Raw genomic sequence first — 20,657 nt, forward strand, 5'->3', positions numbered from 1 at the left:
AAAGTTGGTGAAAATGAGAATGATTTTTATTAAAATTGTAGTGTTTTTTTATTTTTAATATTTTTTTAATATTTGTCTGAGTTTTTTTGAGAAATTTTATGAGTTCTTTACCTTTGAATATGCATCACAAGCCTATTTTCAAATTTAGCTTGTTAACCATGATGCTGTTGCAAGCACAGTATGCTTTTGCCAATGAGGCAACTGCGCCAACAGCAGTGATGCCAACCATCAAGATTGAAGCAATGAGCGAGCTTGATCCGATCAAAAGTTATATTGACTATGATCAAGCAAGTGTGACGCGCAATGGTCTTAAGAAAAAAGATATTCCACAGACTGTCGATACCATTGATGTGCAGAAATATAAAATTTATGGGGCAAATGACTTAAGTGTCATGTTGCAGGGGACACCAGGTGTATCTACAAATTATGATACGCGTGGTGATGGTATCAGCTTGCGTGGTTTTAAAGCGGACGAAGGTGATATCTATCGTGATGGTGTTCGTGAAAGTGGACAATTGCGTCGTAGTACAGCCAATGTAGAACGTATCGAGATTTTAAAAGGTCCTGCTTCCGTACTTTATGGACGAGGTGCTGGCGGTGGTGTGATCAATATGGTGACCAAGTTCGCTAATTTTGACTCTAAAAGTTCAGTTGGGGTCTATGCAGGGTCATATGAAAATATCGGTGGCACCTTAGATTTTAATCAGGTTCTTACAGATAATTGGGCTATTCGTCTAACTGGCGAAAAAGCTGACACCAATAGCTTTCGTACTGGTATTGGTTCACAAATCGAAATGATTTCTCCAAGTGTGACCTATCGTAGTGATGACGAGAAGTTACTTTGGACAACTCAATATACTTTCGACAAATTAGAGCGTACGCCTGATCGTGGTCCTACTTATGAAAGTCTGCCAAAAGGCGTTCCTATTAAAAATGCTTTTGCACGTAGTTCAGATTTTATTGAAGATGAATTACAAACAATTCGTACTGATGTGAAATATGAATTTGCACCAGATTGGAAGTTCCATTGGGCTGCGAGTTATCGCCAAGCATATCAAAACTTTGATAATTTCTTTGGTGGAACCTATTGCGATAATAATTTGACTTTAGCAAGCAAGCCAGAGAAGTGTGATTGGAATGGTTATCTTCGTCAAAGCTATGCTTGGCAAGAAACTATGAATAAAACCGTAATGAATACCTTTGATATTACAGGTAAATTCCAAACGGGTGTATTTGAACACAATATCATGGTGGGGAGTGATTGGACTCATGAAGATCGAGATCCAAAATTAGGGAACTATTCTAGCGGTCAATATGCAGGTAAATATTACGGATATATTAACCCGTATAATCCTAATGATAATTATGCATCTCCGTTATTTAGTCAGACGGCTGGTCGGACACCAATGACGTCTTATAGTCAACATAATGCAGAAAATAAAGCTATTTTTATTCAGGACTTAGTAAGTTTAACTCAAACTATTAAAATGATGCTTGGAGCACGCTACGATCAATTTGAGTTTAAAACACATAATATGATGACCGATAAGAAGCAGTCATATGATGGTGAAACTTTTAGCCCGAATATGGGATTTGTGTGGCAGCCTATTGAGAGCCAAAGTTTTTATGCTTCTTATAGCAAGAGCTTTGCACCATATGGTGGTCGAGGAATGATTAGTATTGATCCAACTCAAAGCCCTGGTGTTTACGATGCTGAGCCACAATACAATGAACAGTATGAAATTGGGGTTAAAAGTGATTGGTTAAATGACCGATTAAATACGCAATTCTCTATTTATGATATTACAAAAAACAATATTCGCTATCGTCCTGATGAAGTTAAGCATCCTGAACAATGGGACGTTGGTCAACAACAGCGTTCAAAAGGGTTAGAGTTTAGTTTTATTGGCCGAGTGATGGATAATTTATTTGTTCGTGGTGGTTATGGCTATACGGATGCTAAATGGACTAAAGATGTTCGTAGCAATGTGCCTGAGGCATCTCGTTTGAAAGACAATCAGTTGGCAAGGGTATCTGAAAATACTGGTAATTTATTTGTTCGTTATTTGCCTACTGAAAAAGTTTATGGAGAGCTTGGTGCAACATATGTCGGATCTTTCTATACAAATGATGCGAACACAGCGAAAATTGAAGGTTGGACACGTTTAGATGCCGCTATTGGTTATAAAGATGAACGTTGGGGGGCAACAGTTGCTGTAAACAATATTACGGATAAAGAATACTGGAGAGATCCGTCTATGCCAGGCACACCACGCAACTTCTTGGTGCGTTTGAACTATCAGTTCTAACCCCTAAAAAGCATCAATGTAAAGATGAGCACTTTTACTTAGGTAAAAGTGCTTTTTTGTTTTAAGTACTGAAAATGAAGCTTTTTTCTATTTTAAAGATGTAAATTTAATCTATCTTATTGAATTATATAAAATGTCATTGCTAAAAAAACTGGAATATTCTAATATTTGATTGAGTGAAAATTGAGCAAAAAACTTATTAGAATAACTATATAATTGTGATGTAGTTATCATTTGTGATTTTAATATGCATTTTTGTTCTCATTTTCAGTCTTTTTTGTTAGCATTAAAGAAAACTTTATAATAGAGATAATAATAATGAAGATTAAAATTGTGATCGTCTTGGCTTTCTCTATATTTATTTTGGGTTATGTGGCTTATGTCGATGCCCAAGCAAAGAAACGTCAAGAGTTGATGAAAATTGTTCAAGATGCTGAAAACAGCTTGAACACGATACAGCACAATCCGCATACGCATTTGTCCTCCTATCAGCGTAGTAACTAGTGCTTTTAGGTTTATACGGTATGGCATATTGCTCCAATCATCCGAGATCGGGCATCAAATGCGCTTTTTTTGTATTGTGGTACTCAAGTTTTGAATAGAATCTGTTAAAATATTTACCATTAAATAAAAAGCTGCATGTTGATATGCGGCTTTTTACGTTTTGATATCGGAATCGAATTTATACATATCCTCGTGTAACAAGTGCAAAGCTGGCATATAGATTGCTTTTAGCCTTGTATACCTTTTTGTGTACATTCAAAAAAGATTGCAAACACAAACGTATAGATTTCACATTCTACGATCTTAGATTTCAACAGGTGCTATGTTATGACAACGCCTAATGCTTCGGCTGGTTTGTTAGAACGCTTATTTAAGTTGAGCGAGAACAAAACCAACTTTAGAACGGAAGTTCTAGCAGGTGTAACTACATTTTTAACGATGTGTTACATCATCATTGTAAACCCACTCATTCTCTCTGAAACTGGCATGGATCATGGTGCTGTTTTTGTTGCAACCTGTTTGGCTGCGGCAATTGGGTGTTTGGTCATGGGGATTATTGCGAACTACCCAATCGCACTTGCACCTGGTATGGGCTTAAATGCTTATTTTACCTATTCCGTCTGTTTAGGTATGGGCGTACCTTGGCAAACTGCTCTCGCTGCAGTTTTTGTGTCAGGTTTGGTATTCCTTGCGATTAGCTTCTTTAAAATTCGTGAAGCGATTGTCAATGCGATTCCAATGTCACTTAAGTTTGCAATTGGCGGTGGTATTGGTTTATTCCTCGCATTAATTGCACTTAAAAATGCAGGCATTATTGTTGATAATCCAGCGACTTTGGTGGGCCTAGGCGATATCAAGCAACCTACAGTATTGTTGGCATTGTTCGGCTTTTTAATGATTGTAGTTTTGCATCAGTTTAAAGTACGTGGTGCGATCATTCTCAGTATTTTGGTTGTGACTGGGATTGCAACTGCAATGGGCTTAAATGAGTTTAAGGGCGTTGTTGGTCAAGTTCCTTCTTTAGCACCAACTTTTATGCAAATGGACTTTGAAGGTCTATTTACTGCCAGTATGGTCGGGGTGATTTTCGTCTTCTTTATTGTCGATTTATTTGATAGTACAGGGACTCTAGTGGGGGTGTCGCATCGTGCAGGTCTGCTTCAAGATGGTAAATTACCACGCTTGAAAAAAGCACTATTTGCAGACTCAACTGCAATCGTAGCGGGTGCTGCTTTAGGTACATCGTCAACTACACCTTATATTGAATCAGCTTCAGGTGTTGCAGCAGGTGGACGTACGGGTTTAACTGCAGTCGTTGTTGCATTCTTGTTTATTGGTTGCTTGTTCTTGGCTCCATTGGCCCAGTCTGTTCCAGGTTTTGCGACAGCGCCTGCATTGTTATTCATTGGTGTGTTGATGATCCAAGGGATCACACATATCGATTGGGATGATATTACTGAAGCTGTTCCTGCATTTTTAACTATCGTGTTTATGCCATTTACCTATTCAATTGCAGATGGTATCGCGATGGGCTTTATCAGCTATGCATTGGTTAAATTACTGACAGGAAAAGCAAAGACAGTTCCTTATATGGTCTGGATTATTGCGGCACTGTGGGTATTCAAGTTTGTTGCATTTGGCGGCTAAGCAAATTCTTTTATCATTTTCTTCTTGAGCTGTATGTGTTTGCAGCTCATTGTGAAGAGAGCCTAAAGGGGCGTTATTTCGATAACACCCTTTTTTCTTTAGACGTGGAGTTAATATGAATCAAATCGAGCTGATTCGTGCTTTACCCAAAGCCGAATTGCATGTGCATATTGAAGGGACTTTTGAACCAGAACTGATGTTTGCAATTGCACAGCGTAATCAGATTCAAATTCCTTATCAGTCGGTTGAAGAAGTGAAGCAAGCCTATAACTTCCATAATCTTCAATCTTTCTTAGATATTTATTATGCGGGCGCAAATGTGCTAGTGCTTGAACAAGATTTTTATGATCTTGCTTGGGCATATTTTGAAAAATGTGCTGAAGACCGTGTGGTACATACCGAAATGTTCTTCGATCCGCAAACGCATACTGAGCGTGGGGTTGAGTTTGCAACTGTATTGGCTGGTTTGAAACGTGCCTGTACAGATGCGCAAGAAAAGCTTGGAATTAGTTCTCAGTTGATCATGTGTTTCTTGCGTCATTTAAGCGAAGAAAAAGCATTTGAAACACTTGAACAAGCATTGCCATTCAAAGATGACATTATTGCGATTGGTTTAGACTCAAGTGAAGTTGGACATCCTCCAGCAAAATTTGAGCGTGTATTTGCTAAAGCACGTGAAGCTGGTTTCTTGATCGTGGCACATGCGGGTGAAGAAGGTCCACCAGAGTATATCTGGGAAGCTTTAGACTTGTTAAAAGTAAACCGTATTGATCATGGTGTACGTTCTGAAGAAGATGAACGCTTAATGGCGCGTTTAATCGCTGAGAAAATGCCTTTAACAGTTTGTCCTTTAAGTAACTTAAAGCTTTGTGTTGTAAAAGACATGGGTGAGCACAACATCCGCCGTTTATTGCAGCAGGGCGTACATGTTACTGTGAACTCAGATGATCCTTCATATTTCGGTGGTTATATGAATGATAACTTTGTGGCGATTCAGCAAGCTTTAGATTTAAGCAATGATGAATTAAAGCAACTGGCAATTAATTCTTTTGAAGCTTCATTCATTTCGGATGAAGAAAAGCAAAAGTGGATTGCAGAAGTGAAAAAGATCTAAATTAAAAAAACCGCGTAAAGCGGTTTTTTTATATCTTAAGAATTATTTGGGCTGACGTAGCATACTGAGCAAGACATTATCTTTATCAATCAGGTGATGTTTAATTGCAGCCAAAGCATGTCCAGCAACAAGAAGGCCTGCAAACCATGATAAGTAAATATGTAGCGGTTTAACAATTGCCAGTAACTCTGGATTGTCTTGTACTAAGCGTGGAATTTCAAATAAGTATAATACTGGAGCAGGGTGTCCAGCACTCCAACTAAATAAGCAGCCAGTAATTGGCAGTGCTAATAGCATTAAATAAAGGAATAAATGTCCAACATGCGCCAACATTTTCATTGTTGGTGACATGGTGTCTGGTAACTCTGGTGCAGGGTGGGTATAGCGCCAAAAAATACGGATAACCACTAAGAAAATAATAGTGGTGGCTATATTTTTATGTAGGGTAATCACAGTTCCCTTGAAGCTACCATCGACGTCATAGCTGAGAAAGTTGCCACTGTAAAAGCCAATCAGCCAAGCAGCGATAAAAATTGCAGCCATGAGCCAATGTATAACTTGTGCCGTACGCGTGTAATATTGTGCTGAGGTTGGCATTGCAACATCCTGGCTTTGTTATAGATAGATTTTTTAATTCTAGTTAGCGCTTTTTATTTCGCATATATCGGAAGTGTAACGGAGCGTTTTATGTGTAGAACGTTCATAGCTGTCTAAATCATTTATCATTGTTTAATTATGTAAAGATGAAGCTGAGTCATATCATAAAAGGCGTCATTTAGGCACAATACGCCTGCCAAAATTTAGATACAGGATAGAAATTATGAAAAAGTTGGTACTTATTGTTGCCCCTGTTGTTTTAGCTTTAACAGGTTGTGTTACCCCAGATGGAAATAACTCAATGGGTACAACTTCACAGCAGTTGGGTATGGCAGCATTAAAAGTTGCTGTAAATGCAAAATGTATTAATGAAATTAATACGCTGCCAGCATGGAAAACGGCTACACGTGTAATGACAGCTGAACAGCGTGAAAATATCCAAACTGAAGTTTGTGGCTGTGTCAGTGAAAAAGCACTAAACAGCGTAACAGGCGTTGAATTAGCAACAGCTGCAATTGATCCAACAGCACGTGCGACGATTGTGACTCAAGTGGTTTCTCAAACTGTAAATGCTTGTGTAGCTGAAACATTCAAGAAAGCAGGTTAAATAAGATAAGGCTGAGTCATCAGCCTTTAGAGATTTTTTATGAGAGTTGCTGGTGTAGATGAGGCAGGGCGCGGACCTTTGGTGGGTTCTGTAGTTGCTGCTGCAGTTATTTTAGATCCGAACAATCCGATTGAGGGTTTAAACGATTCTAAAAAACTGACTGAAAAAAGACGGGAAAAACTGTTTTTAGAGATTCAGGAAAAAGCTTTGGCTTGGTCGATTGCCGAAGCAACACATGCTGAAATCGATGAGTTTAATATTTTACAAGCGACTTTCCTTGCGATGCGTCGTGCAGTTGAGGCATTAAATACTCAACCTGTAAAAGTAATTGTTGATGGTAATCAGGTTCCAAAGGGCATCACTATTCCTTGTGAAGCAATTGTTGGTGGCGATGCCAGCCATGCAGAGATTAGCGCTGCCAGTATTTTGGCGAAAGTTACACGTGATCGGCAGATGTATGAGTTGGATCAGCAATACCCTGATTATGGTTTTGCTAAACATAAGGGGTATCCAACCAAAGCACATTTTGAGGCGATTGCGGCCCATGGTGTAATTGATCAACACCGTCGTAGCTATGGACCTGTAAAGAAAGCTTTAGGCCTATAAAAACAATTAAAGCGACTAAGAATAGTCGCTTTAATTTTTGGAGAAGAATACTGGGTATTAACGATTGAAGTTATTATTTCGAGGAAAATCGTTATTATCTTCTTCAAAAGAATGTTGAAAATCTTGATCAAGATGTTGCAGATGCTCATGCATGGCACGTTCATGTTGGATACGTTGGTAAATTTCCTCACGATGCACAGAAACTTCTTTTGGAGCATTTACACCAATACGCACCTGATTGCCTTTTACGCCAAGCACAGTAACACTGACTTGATCCCCAATCATTAATGTTTCTCCGACACGACGGGTCAGAATCAGCATGTTTATCTCCTTGCTAAACGCTTAAACTTGCGACAGGGAATTCATTGTTCGAAAGCACAGCTTAATATACAGAAAATTCTAACAGAAATATGTAAAAAACATTTTTTTTCGTAAGTTCTGTGAGAATCATCTTTACAACCTCAAGGCTTAATATAACAGAGCCACTATAAAAAAAACTATAGTGGCTCTGTTTTTTTTCTTATTTACTTGCGAGTAAATATGTTTAAGCAGCTATTAATTAAGCACGTACACTGCTTTCGCCGTGTTCACGATCTAAACCAAAAGCTGTATGTAAACAACGAACTGCTAGCTCTAAGTAATTTTCTTCAATGATCACAGAAATCTTAATTTCTGATGTAGAAATCATGAGAATATTAATGCTTTCATCAGCCAATGCGGTAAACATTTTGCTTGCTACACCAGCATGAGAACGCATACCTACACCAACGATAGACACTTTTACGATGTCATCACGCGTCACAACTTCACAACCTTCGATGCTGTTGGCTGTTTGCTCTAAAATCGCTTTTGCTTTTGCCAAGTCATTACGATTTACAGTAAAAGTAAAATCAGTTGTGCCATCTTCTTCAACATTTTGGATTATCATATCCACTTCAATGTTTGCATCACTGATTGGTGACAAGATTTTAGAGGCAATACCTGGTTCGTCAGGAACACCCAAAATTGTTAATTTTGCTTCGTCACGGTTAAATGCAATACCTGCGATGATTGGTTGTTCCATGTCGTCTTCTGCCTCAGTCGTAATTAGTGTGCCTACGTTTTGTTTGAAATCTTCATCAAATGCGCCATCGTCATCATTATCAAAACTTGATAATACGCGTAATGGAACTTGATACTTGCCTGCGAATTCAACAGAGCGAATTTGTAAAACTTTTGAACCCAATGATGCCATTTCAAGCATTTCTTCAAAAGAGATACGGTCAATTTTCTTCGCTTTTGGCGCAACACGTGGGTCGGTAGTGTAAACACCATCAACATCGGTATAGATTTGACACTCATCGGCTTTCAAAGCTGCTGCAAGTGCAACACCAGAGGTATCTGAACCGCCACGACCTAAGGTTGTGATATTGCCATTGGCATCAAAACCTTGGAAACCTGCAACAACAATGACGCGACCTGCGTCTAAATCATTGCTCATCACATCTGTATCAATCGACTCGATACGTGCTTTGGTAAACGCGCTGTCAGTTTTAATACCAACTTGACGACCAGTATATGATTTAGCTTCTACACCAATTGAATTCAGTGCCATCGCTAACATGGAAATCGTTACTTGTTCACCCGTTGACACCATTTGATCTAATTCACGTGGGTCAGGGGTGCTAGTAATGGCTTTGGCAAGCGCAAGTAAGCGGTTGGTTTCACCACTCATTGCTGATACAACCACGACCACCTTGTGACCATGATCATGCCAACGCTTGACACGATGAGCAACATTTAAAATGCGCTCAGGAGTACCCATAGAGGTACCGCCATATTTTTGAACGATTAAAGCCATAGTTGTTCCATATAAGCCATGACCCTGAGAGGCATCAGGGTCAGTTACACAAAAGTGAAGTCTTTATTATTGCTCAAGCCAAGCAGGTAATGCTGCGATCACTTGATCAAACTTCTCGTTAAGTGGCGCGCCACCTTGTGCTAAGTCAGGTTTACCACCACCTTTACCACCAAGCTCTTGAGCTAAGTGTTTGATGATGTCACCTGCTTTTAGAGTTGCAGCGTATTGTTTAGCGACGGAAGCGATTAAACTCACTTTATCACCTTCAACACCAGCTAAAATAATGACTGCATCTTCTAATTTTGATTTTACGCTGTCATGAAGATTGCGTAATGATTTGGCATCTAAACCTTTTACCGATGTGATAAGCGTTTGACGGCCTGCGATTTCTTTCACTTGATCTAAAAGTTCAGCCGCTTGGAAGCTGGCTAATTTTTGATTCAATTGTTCGATTTGCTTTTGTAGGCTAGAAGCAGTTTCAACAATTGCTTCAACTTTCTCTACAGTTTGGTCTTTTTGAGCTTTCAACAAACCGTTAATGATTTGGATATCTGTTTCTGCTTTTTGAACCACTTCAAGTGCTTTAGTGCCAGTCACGGCTTCAATACGGCGAACACCCGCAGCTACACCACCTTCAGAAGTGATTTTAAATAAACCAATATCGCCCGTACGCTTAACGTGAATACCACCACAAAGTTCGATAGAGAAGTTTTTCTCTTCAATAATAGAACCCATAGAAAGTACGCGAACTTCCTCGCCATACTTCTCACCAAATAGCATCATTGCGCCTTTGGCTTTTGCTGACTCAATATCAAGTAATTCAGTCGTTACAGGACTGTTCGCAATGACTTCGGCATTGACTAAACGTTCAATCTGTTGCAATTGCTCAAACGAAACAGGTTGGTCATTGGCAAAGTCGAAACGTAAAATGTCGCTTGCAACCAAAGAACCTTTTTGCTGTACATGCTCACCAAGAATTTGACGTAAAGCAGCATGGAGAAGGTGAGTCGCTGAGTGATTACGCGCTGTTGCTGCACGAATATCTGCTTTAACGGTTGCTTCAACATTTTGAGTTGCTTTGAGGTTACCCATGGTCACGATACCTTGATGGACAAAAGCACCACCAGATTTTTTAGTATCTTGAACTTCGAAAATACCTGTATCGTTTTTGAAGATACCGGTGTCACCGATTTGACCACCGCTTTCTGCATAGAAAGGGGTTTGGTTCAATACGATCAGTGCTTCGTCACCTTCGTTGATTTCATCAACCTGAACGCCATCTTTATAGATTGCAACAATTTGACCTTGGCCTTGAGTTGCATCATAGCCGTCAAATTGAGTTTCGCCTTCAACTTTTACAATGCTGTTGTAGTCAACTGCAAACTTACCTGCATCACGAGCACGTTGGCGTTGCGCAGCCATTTCAACTTCGAAGCCAGCTTCGTCAATCGTAAGATCACGTTCACGTGCGATATCAGCAGTTAAGTCGGTCGGGAAACCGTAAGTATCGTATAGTTTAAATACGGTTTCACCAGCAATCACTTTGCCTTTTAGTTGTGCTAATTCACCTTCTAACAACTTCAAGCCTTGCTCAAGTGTTTTAGCGAATTGCTCTTCTTCTTTGAGAAGTTGTGCTTCGATGCGTGCTTGCTGCGCTGCAAGTTCTGGATATGCTTCACCCATGACTTCAATCAGCGGTTGTAACATCTTATAGAAGAATGAACCTGTTGCACCTAACTTGTTACCATGACGTACAGCACGACGAATGATACGACGTAACACATAACCACGACCTTCATTTGAAGGATTTACACCGTCAGCAATCAAGAATGAACATGAACGTGCATGGTCAGCAATGACTTTTAATGATGCTGGATATTCAACTGGTTTATTTTGTGCTTTTGCTTCAGCTTCAATTGCAGTGGTATCTAAACCAATGATTTCAGCGGCTGCTTTTAATAAATGTTGAAACAGGTCAATTTCATAGTTTGAATTCACATGTTGCAATACAGCAGAAATACGCTCCAAGCCCATACCTGTATCCACAGAAGGTGCTGGAAGAGGGTGCATGACACCATCCGCAGTACGGTTGAACTGCATGAAAACGTTGTTCCAGATTTCGATGAAACGGTCACCATCTTCTTCTGGTGTACCCGGTAAACCACCCCAGATGTGGTCACCATGGTCAAAGAAAATTTCAGAACATGGACCACAAGGACCTGTATCACCCATTGCCCAGAAGTTATCTGATGCGTATTTTCCACCTTTGTTATCGCCGATACGAATAATACGATCTGCGTCTAAGCCGATCTCTTTATTCCAGATATCAAACGCTTCATCATCAGTATGATAAACCGTCGCATATAAACGATCTTTCGGAAGGGCTAACCATTGTTCGCCTGTTAAGAAATCCCAAGCAAATTTCAACGCATCACGTTTGAAATAATCACCAAAAGAGAAGTTACCTAACATTTCAAAGAAGGTGTGATGACGTGCTGTGTAACCTACGTTGTCGAGGTCATTGTGTTTACCGCCGGCACGGACACATTTTTGTGACGAAACAGCACGTACATAGTCGCGTTTTTCTAAACCTAAGAAACAATCTTTAAACTGGTTCATACCAGCATTGGTAAACAGCAAAGTTGGGTCGTTGGCGGGAACGAGAGAACTCGAAGCGACACGTGTATGCCCTTGCGATTCGAAATAACGCAAAAATGCTTCACGGATTTCAGCTGATGTCATAAAGCGAGTACTCACAACCAAGACACTCCATAATTTTGAATTTGGCTATATGCAACAAGGTACGTTGTGTCTAATGTTCTACAATCGAACCCAGTGCGTGGCATAGATTTTAAAAGTGCTAAATTATAACGGAAAATACCTGCCTCACCAACGATTTTACAAGCAATATCATATAAAACTGTGTTTAAGCTAAAAATCTATATTCAACAATGCGCTTGATGTTTTACCATATAGCATAGAAAAGATGATGTTTTTATGAATAAGGACCCTACATGCAACGTATCGCTATCAATGGATTTGGTCGAATTGGTCGAAATGTATTACGTGCATGGTTTGAAAGTCCAAAACAGTTTCAATTTGAAATCGTTGCGATTAATGACATCGCAGATGTGCAAACTCTAGTGCATTTATTTAAATACGATACCACACATGGTCGTTTTGCTGGGCAAGTGCAAATTCAGATTGAAAATGAACATATTTTTCTCAATATCCAGTCCAATCAACGTCAGTTAAAACTACAGGTTTTTAAGCAGGCTCAGCCTGAATTATTACCTTGGACAGATTTAAAAATAGATGTGGTGTTGGAATGTACAGGTCTGTTCCGTTCACGTGCTGATGCGACTCGCCATGTTGAGGCAGGCGCGAAGCGTGTGATTATCGGTGCAGCCCCATTTGATTCGGTCGATGCTGCGATTGTCTATGGTGTTAATCACAATGATGTAAAGGCCACAGATCAAATCATTTCTAGTGTCTCGTGTACCACTCAGGCTCTCGTACCGTTGGTTAAAATTATTGATGATGCTTTTGGTATTGATACTGCATTAATGACAGAAATTCATGCGGTCACAGCAGATCAATCGGTATTGGATCATGCGCATCGGGACTTACGTCGTGCACGTGCATCAGGTCAAAATATTATTCCAACCACATCGAGTGCCTTAGGTGCGTTAAAACAAGTCATGCCAAAAATGGAAGATCGTATTGATGGTTATTCGATTCGCGTACCAACCATAAATGTAGCAGCGATTGACTTAAGTTTTGTTTCGCATTCACCAATTACAGTACACAAAGTCAATGAGGTTTTGAGCAAAGCAGCGCAATATGATTATGCGCAGATCATGCAAGTGACAGATGAAGATCTGGTTTCAAGTGACTTTAATCATTCGCCATATTCATTGATCGTTGATTTAACTCAAACCATGGTGGTGGGACATCAAGCGAAAGTTTTTGCGTGGTATGATAATGAATGGGGATATGCAAATCGCTTACTGGATTTGTGTGAATCTTTTTGTGATTAATTTTTAATAAAATATAAAAAATAATGTGGAGTAATAATTGATGTTGATCTGGGGATTTATAGCGGTTTTATTGGCAGCGGTTGTGTTTTTATTCTGGCTGCAGTTTAAAAATGTAGAAGTACAAAACCAAGACGTTCAAGTTTTGCAACTTGAAGAAAAAGTTGTGCATTTAGAGCTACATCTGAAAAAGAGTTTGGAAATCATGCAAGATCTGGCAAAGAAGATGCATGTGCAACAAGAGGTTCTAGATCGAACTGTGGCAAATATTGCTGCATTAGAAAAACAAAATGTTGAAATGGTGAATTTGCTAGAAATCGTAGTAAAAGGCGGGAAGGGAACTGAGTAAATATTAAGCTAACTCTAAGAGTCTTTTATAAAAATTCAGATTCGCGATAAGTTCGAGGTATTGAATGAGTCCAAACTTGGATGAATTGGTGGTTCGTCTTACCACAGAGGAGGATTGGAAAATCCTTAAAACCGTTCGTTTAGAGTCGCTGCTTGATAGTCCAGATGTTTTCGCTGCTAATTATGCGACTACAGAGAAATATAGTGAATCAGAATGGCGTGACCGTGCCTCTCAAAAGACTAAATTTCAATATGTTTTAGCAATTAAAGGGGATCGGGCAATTGGGGTTATTGGTGGAACTCAAAACGCTGTACATGAATTTAATGTGATCGCGATGTGGGTTAATCCTATGTTTCGTGGTAGTGGTATAGCCGATCTGCTGATTTCTTCGATTAAGAATTTAGCCGTTGCTAAAGGTCATTCTAGGATTGTATTAAGCGTATCTCCCAAAAACGAGCGAGCAGTCTGTTTATATACTAGGCACGATTTTGTGTTTATACCTGAATGGGAATCTTTAGCCCTGAGTTCAGGTGAAAGAAGTCAAAAAATGGAATGTGTGATTTTTTAATATGAGCTAACAACAAGACCTTAAGGCGTTTCATTTATTTTGGGTAGTCGCTGCTTAAAAGGCTCGGAATTTCGGAAAGGCAGGCTGGCATGTAACTCCCAAGCAATCAATGTTGTAAAAATCAAACTTGATCAATTGCAAGCAGGGCAATAGTTCAGATGTTAGGCAGTTCTTAGCGACAAGAACATAGACTTATACTCTTAGTGATTAGTTTCAATCTATTGAATCTATTCATTAATTTTACCTCGGTGATTAAGTGAATAAGACATTAAACAAGAAAGATTTATTCAAATTCGAAGGTGCATCACAGAAATCTTCGTGCTACACTACGCTGAATCGGGCATTCACCCGATTTTTTTATGTGGTTGCTTTTTGTGTGGATGCTTCCACATTGAACAGATTTTAGGTTTGGAACATGGCCATTTCAGAGACATGGTTGCTCCCTGATGGGGTAGCAGATGTATTGCCAGAACAAGCGCAAGTTGTTGAAACCTTGCGTCGAGAAGCTTTAGATTTCCTCGCAGTTCGAGGTTATCAATTGGTGTATACGCCATTTATTGAATACATCGAATCGCTCTCGCTACTTTCAGAATCTAATCAAGATTTAGATTTAGTTACCTTCAAAGTTATTGATCAACTGTCTGGCCGTTTACTCGGTGTGCGTGCGGATATGACGCCGCAAGTTGCGCGTATAGATGCGCATGTTCGACCAATTGAAGGCGTAGCACGTTATTGCTATGCAGGTTCAGTCTTGCATACCAAACCACAGAATTTCAATGCAACACGTGCGCCTTTGCAGTTAGGTGCAGAGTTGTATGGTCATGACAGCATCGAAGCAGATGTTGAAATGATCAACGTCATGTTGGCGTTAATTGAGCACACCCATATTTTAGAGGGTGCTCATTTAGATTTAGGCCATGTCGGTTTATTCCGTAGTCTGGTTAAACGCGCTGGCTTAAATAAAAATACCGAAAGTGAACTTTCTGATTTATATCAGCGTAAAGCTTTCCCAGAGTTAGAAGAATTCACTCAAGATTTAGCGATGGGTGCGGACTTTTATGCTTTAGGTCGTTATGCAAGTGACCTCGATGCACTAGAAACGCATTTAAGCCAAGATATTTTAAATGATGCGGATTTCAAAAATGCATTAGATGCATTGAAATCTACATTAGCGCAAATCCAGTCACGTTGGTCGAATCTGAACATTGGGATAGATGTGGTTGAGTTACGCAGCTATCACTATCATACAGGTTTGATGTATGCCATTTACGCACCGAATCGTGCAGCACCACTGGCTCAAGGTGGTCGTTATGATGGTATTGGTGAGCATTTTGGACGTGCGCGTCCAGCAACTGGATTTAGTTGTGACTTATATGCTTTAGGCGCGACACAGTTTGTTGAAATTGAAACTGTGGTTGCACCGAAAGGCAATGATCAAGATTTATTAAATGCAATTGCAGATGTACGTGGCAAAGGTTCACGTGTGGTGCAGTTGTTGGGTAATGATGATTTAAGCTCAGTGCCTTATGCGACCCAACAGTTGGTGTCTCAAAACGGGCAGTGGGTGATTGAAAAAATTTAATTGCCAAGTTTTTAAGACTTGGTTTCCAATTTTAACAGCATGATGTAATGAGGCTATTATGGGCAAAAATGTTGTGGTACTTGGTACCCAATGGGGCGACGAAGGAAAAGGTAAAATCGTCGACCTGCTCACAGATCAAGCGGCTGCGGTAGTTCGCTATCAAGGCGGACACAACGCAGGCCATACGCTTGTGGTAGGTGGTAAGAAGACTGTATTACACCTCATTCCATCAGGTATTTTACGTGAAAACGTATTGTGCTTAATCGGGAATGGTGTTGTTCTTTCTCCTGAAGCCTTGATTAAAGAAATGGCGATTTTGGAACAAGAAGGCGTACCTGTTAAAGAGCGTTTACGTATTTCTCCAAACTGTCCACTTATTTTGCCAAACCACATCGCGCTTGACCAAGCACGTGAGAAAAAACGTGGTAACGCGAAAATTGGTACAACTGGTCGCGGTATTGGCCCAGCTTACGAAGACAAAGTTGCACGTCGTGCTGTACGCGTAGCAGATTTGATTCGTGGCGGTGCTTTACTTGAAGAAAAACTCAAGGAAATGCTTGAGCTTCATAACTTCCAACTTTCTCAATTCTATGGCGTTGAAGAAGTTAAGTTTGAAGACGTACTTGCACTTTGTGATGCATGGCGCGAAGTTCTTGCTCCATTAGTGATTGATGTAACGACTGTATTACATAATTACCGCAAAGAAGGTAAGGCAATCATGTTCGAAGGTGCGCAAGGTTCATTGCTTGACATCGATCATGGTACTTATCCATTTGTAACAAGCTCGAATACTACTGCTGGTGGCGTAAGCTCTGGTTCAGGTATGGGTCCATTGCATTTAGACTATGTATTGGGTATTACCAAAGCATATACAACACGTGTAGGTGCTGGTCCGTTCCCAACTGAGTTGCATTATGATGCAGCAACAGATACAGGTGATGCGATTGGTCGTCACTTAGGTACAGTTGGTCATGAGTTTGGTGCGTCTACTGGCCGTCAACGTCGTTGTGGTTGGTTCGATGCTGAGATCTTACGTCGTTCGGTTGACGTGAACTCATTATCGGGTATCTGCCTAACTAAACTTGATGTATTAGATGGTTTAGAAGAAGTAAAAATCTGTGTGGGTTATGAAGATGTAGATTCTGGCTGTGCAGGTTCTTCTGATGCGATTTCATTTGAAAGCTTGAAACCGATCTATGAAACCATGCCGGGTTGGAGCGAGTCTACTGTTGGTTTGACTCAAATTGATCAACTTCCTGCAAATGCATTGGCCTATGTACGTCGTATTGAAACTTTAATTGGTTGCCCAATTGATATCGTTTCAACAGGTCCTGACCGTGCAGAAACAATCGTATTGCGTCATCCATTTTCAGCATAAGCTGAATTGATGACAAAAAAGCTCTCAAATTTGAGAGCTTTTTTTATGGGAAATATTTAGGGAGAGCGAGGTAAATGACCATAAAACTGATTGCTGAAGACTATATCCAGCCAGACAAAATTGATGAGGTGTTAGCACTTTATCAAGCGCTGATAGAGAAAACTAAAGCTGAGGCTGGATGCATTGCCTATGATCTTTATCATGACCATAAACAGAAAGGGCATTTTGTTTTTATCGAAGAATGGGTTGATCGTGAAGCACTGGATTTACATGTACAGTCAGAGCATTTCCAGCGATTAGTGCCTCAGATTGATCAATATCAAATACAGGCTGGGCGTTTTACGCATTTGAATCGCTTCGAAGTTTTGTTATCTGATAAAAAAGAAGATGGATAAGTTGATCCTGACGCAAAGATCAGCGATAGCAAAAAATTAGATTTTGATTCCAATCTTTGTTATTTCACAGTCTAAAAAATCCTCGTTATAGTGATTCTACGTTCAAACAAAGAGGGTTTTACCATGACTAAAAAGAGAATCCGCTACAATGGCTATGAATTAGCGTGCCGATGTTAATTTAAATCTAAGCGCTTAAAAAGGTACAAACCAATTTTGATCAAGGCGGGGAGAGAGGTTGGTTTGAACATTTAAAGAATAAAAATAATACTGAGTGTTTGATAATAAAATTTATAAAAAATCGAAGAGAACCGAAAGGTTCTCTTTTTTATTGGGGTTGTTCTTCAATCTCTTTCACTGCGTTATAAACGGCAGCGGGTTCAATATTCAGCATTTTCTTACCAAAACTTCTCAGCCACCACACCAGTTGTGAAGTAAATGGGACAGTTGCAGAGACTTCAACAATATTTTCTTCCAGATGTTGGATGATTTGATCCTTACTCAGCTGGCTTTCGTAGAAACTCTTGGCTGTACTCTCGGTCATGGTCAGTTTTAAATGAATTTGTTCGGTTGGCTTGCTGTAGTCAACACGGAAACCCAATGCTCCTGATTCAATATAATTATCAATTTCAAAGTTCACAGGATGTAAGGCACGACTTTCCAATACCGTTGCTGCTTTAAAGCGGTGCAATGCGAAAGTTTGTACTTCAGTTTTATCATTTCTGGTACAGATTAAATAAATCACTGCACCTTTTTGAACCAAAGCCAGTGGATTGAGGATATAGGTCTTATCTTCGCCTTGATGGGTACGGGCGCGATAAATACATTCGATCTGTTTGTCTTGTAATAAACCTTCATAAATCGCTTGTTGTGCATGTTTGTCGACAACAGGCGGAATCAAGGGTTGTGTCGCCGGTACAATACGAACACGGTTGATCCATTGTCGAACATTATTTTGTGTCGATAGGCTACGTTTGGCCAAATCAAACCAAGGTGTCATTTCTTCTAATAAACTTGGTGGAAGCAAGTGACGTAAATGCTCTTCGACCATCATAAACGTAACCGCTTGCGAGCTGGTCATGTGGGGCAAGCTTTGAATTGGTGCGTCTGAACGCCAACGCCAGCCTTGTGGCACGGTTTTATTGCTCTCGATTGGGAAACGCTGAGCAATTTGATTTAAATCACGCTGAATGGTACGCAGACTGATATCAATGCCTTCGCGTTCTAATATTTCTTGTAATTCGCGGGTGCCCATCCATTTCCCAGTGGAAAGGCGGGATAAGATTTGCCATTGGCGATAAAGGCTATTGGATGTTTCTTTTTCTTGTATGGATGACATAAGCGAAATACATAATTCAATGGTCTAAAGCAGACACAATAAAAAAACTATACTTAATTATCAAGTCCATCCTATCTAGATTACGTATTTACGACTGAAATGACCTTAGTTTTGCTTAAATATTCTAAGTCTGGTTGAAAAATGATCATTTTGTATAAGTGGCATTGAAATTGCTTCCTTTAGATATAAATAAATGATGAGACGAGGTTTCTATGTCAGAACAAGAACACAACCTACATATCAGCACAGATTATTACGCACCAGAACCCAATCCAGCGGCGTCCGTTGATACCTCTACATTTATTTCACAGCTCAATGTGACCACCAATTTATTTGAGCAACTTAAATCACAATTTTTCAATGAAATGTTAGATGACAAAAGTTTTAACGGTGAAGCGTCCAAAAAAATTGAGCAATGGTTGAGTATTCGTAGTCTTGACGATTTAAAAATTCTAGAAGCACAAGCAAAACAGCATTTCTTATATCAAGGTATTACTTTTAATGTTTATGGTGATCAGGAGGGTGCTGAGCGTACCATTCCTTACGATTTGATACCGCGTGTGATTGAAAAGAAGCAATGGGAAAAGATCGCGACGGGCTGTGCACAACGAGTCAAAGCATTAAATTTATTTCTAGATGATATTTATCATGGACAGCATATTTTAAAAGAAGGTTTGATTCCCGCAGAACAAGTGATTGCGCACGAAGCATTTCAGCCGCATATGCTAAAGCACCAGTTGAAAGGCAAGGTTTATTCACAAATTAGTGGCATCGATATCATCCGTGACGGGCAAGGCGATTTCTTTGTATTGGAAGATAACCTACGCACACCATCAGGTGTGTCTTATATGCTGGAAAGTCGCAAAATCAGTCAGAAATTGATGCCAGATCTGTGTAGCAGTAATAATTTACAGGGGATTGAGCAATATCCAAGTTTGTTAAGGGCGATCCTCGAAGAAAATGCTTATGTCGATCAGCCATTAATTGTGGTGCTAACACCTGGGCGTTTTAACAGTGCCTATTATGAACATTCATTTCTAGCGCGTGAAATGGATGTACCACTGGTGACCAGTCGAGATCTGTATGTAGAAGATGATAAGGTTTTCGTCAAAACTATTCGTGGTCGCCAACAGGTAGACGTTATCTATCGCCGTGTTGATGATGAATTCTTAGATCCTCTTAGTTTCAGACCTGACAGCACTTTGGGTGTGCCTGGACTGATGTCTGCCTATCTACAGCATAATGTTGTGATTGCCAATGCACCGGGAACAGGGGTGGCAGATGACAAGTCGATTTATCCATATGTCGATCAGATGATTCAGTTTTATTTAGGTGAAGTACCTATTTTAAATAATGTGCCAACTTATCAATGTCGAGAGGCGGAACAGCTGGATTATGTGCTCTGTAATTTAGAAAAATTAGTCGTAAAAGAAGCACAAGGCTCAGGTGGTTATGGCATGTTGATTGGTCCTCAAGCAGATCAACAACAGATTGATTGTTTCAGACAGAAATTAATCGAGACGCCACATTTATACATTGCACAACCAACTTTAGCTCTTTCAGTCGCTCCAACAATGACAGCAGAAGGCGTTGCTGAGCGACATATTGATTTAAGACCTTTTGTACTCAGTTCACCTTATCGCACTGAAATTGTGCCGGGTGGCTTAACACGTGTTGCCATGCAAGCAGGCTCTCTCGTGGTGAACTCTTCTCAAGGTGGTGGAATTAAAGATACATGGGTGGTTGAAACATTACGTTCCTGAACCATATCCACAGCCCGAAGATGAT

General features: G+C 39.9%; 18 protein-coding genes. 13 read left to right on the top strand and 5 right to left on the bottom strand.

Features of this window, described 5'->3' with window-relative positions:
- Positions 1-98: 98 nt before the first annotated feature.
- From GBI66_RS08130 to GBI66_RS08145, 4 genes are all read left to right on the top strand, one after another.
- Positions 99-2,309 (top strand): TonB-dependent siderophore receptor, encoded by a 2,211-nt coding sequence (locus GBI66_RS08130; protein WP_151715737.1) that lies wholly within the window; start codon positions 99-101, stop codon positions 2,307-2,309.
- A gap of 318 nt (positions 2,310-2,627) precedes the next feature.
- Positions 2,628-2,813 (top strand): hypothetical protein, encoded by a 186-nt coding sequence (locus GBI66_RS08135; protein ID WP_151715738.1) that lies wholly within the window; start codon positions 2,628-2,630, stop codon positions 2,811-2,813.
- 327 nt (positions 2,814-3,140) lie between these two features.
- A complete protein-coding gene (locus tag GBI66_RS08140) occupies positions 3,141-4,460 on the top strand; it encodes an NCS2 family permease (protein ID WP_005189822.1) in 1,320 nt (439 codons plus the stop codon).
- 115 nt (positions 4,461-4,575) lie between these two features.
- A complete protein-coding gene (locus GBI66_RS08145; protein ID WP_151715739.1) occupies positions 4,576-5,574 on the top strand; it encodes an adenosine deaminase in 999 nt (332 codons plus the stop codon).
- 42 nt (positions 5,575-5,616) lie between these two features.
- Here GBI66_RS08145 and GBI66_RS08150 read toward each other — a convergent pair whose 3' ends face one another.
- Positions 5,617-6,171 carry a cytochrome b gene (locus GBI66_RS08150; RefSeq protein ID WP_005189816.1) on the bottom strand — a complete coding sequence of 185 codons (555 nt, stop codon included), beginning with the start codon at positions 6,169-6,171 and terminating at the stop codon, positions 5,617-5,619.
- Positions 6,172-6,394: 223 nt separating this feature from the next.
- Here GBI66_RS08150 and GBI66_RS08155 point away from each other — a divergent pair, with 223 nt between their 5' ends.
- Positions 6,395-6,778: a hypothetical protein gene (locus GBI66_RS08155; protein ID WP_151715740.1), complete on the top strand. Its 384-nt coding sequence runs from the start codon at positions 6,395-6,397 to the stop codon at positions 6,776-6,778.
- Positions 6,779-6,817: 39 nt separating this feature from the next.
- Positions 6,818-7,384 (top strand): ribonuclease HII, encoded by a 567-nt coding sequence (gene rnhB, locus GBI66_RS08160; RefSeq protein WP_151715741.1) that lies wholly within the window; start codon positions 6,818-6,820, stop codon positions 7,382-7,384.
- A 57-nt stretch (positions 7,385-7,441) separates the two neighbouring features.
- Here the strand turns inward: rnhB and csrA are convergent, their stop codons facing one another.
- From csrA to alaS, 3 genes are all read right to left on the bottom strand, one after another.
- Complete coding sequence (gene csrA, locus GBI66_RS08165) at positions 7,442-7,705, bottom strand: carbon storage regulator CsrA (RefSeq protein WP_005151969.1); 264 nt, start codon at positions 7,703-7,705, stop codon at positions 7,442-7,444.
- A gap of 238 nt (positions 7,706-7,943) precedes the next feature.
- Positions 7,944-9,224 (bottom strand): aspartate kinase, encoded by a 1,281-nt coding sequence (locus GBI66_RS08170; RefSeq protein WP_151715742.1) that lies wholly within the window; start codon positions 9,222-9,224, stop codon positions 7,944-7,946.
- 66 nt (positions 9,225-9,290) lie between these two features.
- On the bottom strand, positions 9,291-11,981 hold the full coding sequence (alaS, locus tag GBI66_RS08175; protein ID WP_171494282.1) for an alanine--tRNA ligase: 2,691 nt from the start codon (positions 11,979-11,981) through the stop codon (positions 9,291-9,293).
- 257 nt (positions 11,982-12,238) lie between these two features.
- Here alaS and GBI66_RS08180 point away from each other — a divergent pair, with 257 nt between their 5' ends.
- The 6 genes from GBI66_RS08180 to GBI66_RS08205 all read left to right on the top strand — a co-directional run bounded on the left by GBI66_RS08180 (position 12,239) and on the right by GBI66_RS08205 (position 17,533).
- Positions 12,239-13,264: a type I glyceraldehyde-3-phosphate dehydrogenase gene (locus GBI66_RS08180; RefSeq protein ID WP_151715743.1), complete on the top strand. Its 1,026-nt coding sequence runs from the start codon at positions 12,239-12,241 to the stop codon at positions 13,262-13,264.
- 40 nt (positions 13,265-13,304) lie between these two features.
- On the top strand, positions 13,305-13,610 hold the full coding sequence (locus GBI66_RS08185; protein WP_151715871.1) for a hypothetical protein: 306 nt from the start codon (positions 13,305-13,307) through the stop codon (positions 13,608-13,610).
- Between the two features lie 64 nt (positions 13,611-13,674).
- Positions 13,675-14,178, top strand: a complete 504-nt coding sequence (locus tag GBI66_RS08190; RefSeq protein ID WP_151715744.1) for a GNAT family N-acetyltransferase — start codon at positions 13,675-13,677, stop codon at positions 14,176-14,178.
- A gap of 415 nt (positions 14,179-14,593) precedes the next feature.
- Positions 14,594-15,760, top strand: coding sequence for an ATP phosphoribosyltransferase regulatory subunit (locus GBI66_RS08195; protein WP_151715745.1), 1,167 nt, complete (start codon positions 14,594-14,596; stop codon positions 15,758-15,760).
- Positions 15,761-15,818: 58 nt separating this feature from the next.
- The gene (locus GBI66_RS08200; RefSeq protein ID WP_004805984.1) at positions 15,819-17,138 is read left to right on the top strand and encodes an adenylosuccinate synthase; all 1,320 of its coding nucleotides are present in this window, start codon (positions 15,819-15,821) and stop codon (positions 17,136-17,138) included.
- Positions 17,139-17,212: 74 nt separating this feature from the next.
- Positions 17,213-17,533 (top strand): putative quinol monooxygenase, encoded by a 321-nt coding sequence (locus GBI66_RS08205; RefSeq protein ID WP_151715746.1) that lies wholly within the window; start codon positions 17,213-17,215, stop codon positions 17,531-17,533.
- Positions 17,534-17,858: 325 nt separating this feature from the next.
- Here the strand turns inward: GBI66_RS08205 and GBI66_RS19645 are convergent, their stop codons facing one another.
- Positions 17,859-18,869, bottom strand: a complete 1,011-nt coding sequence (locus tag GBI66_RS19645; RefSeq protein ID WP_151715747.1) for a YafY family protein — start codon at positions 18,867-18,869, stop codon at positions 17,859-17,861.
- Positions 18,870-19,081: 212 nt separating this feature from the next.
- On the opposite strand from GBI66_RS19645, the gene GBI66_RS08215 reads away from it, so the two are divergent.
- Positions 19,082-20,632, top strand: a complete 1,551-nt coding sequence (locus GBI66_RS08215; protein WP_151715748.1) for a circularly permuted type 2 ATP-grasp protein — start codon at positions 19,082-19,084, stop codon at positions 20,630-20,632.
- Positions 20,633-20,657 lie beyond the last annotated feature (25 nt).

It is taken from the genome of Acinetobacter sp. TUM15071 (assembly GCF_008980925.1).
Taxonomy (GTDB): Bacteria; Pseudomonadota; Gammaproteobacteria; order Pseudomonadales; family Moraxellaceae; genus Acinetobacter; species Acinetobacter dispersus.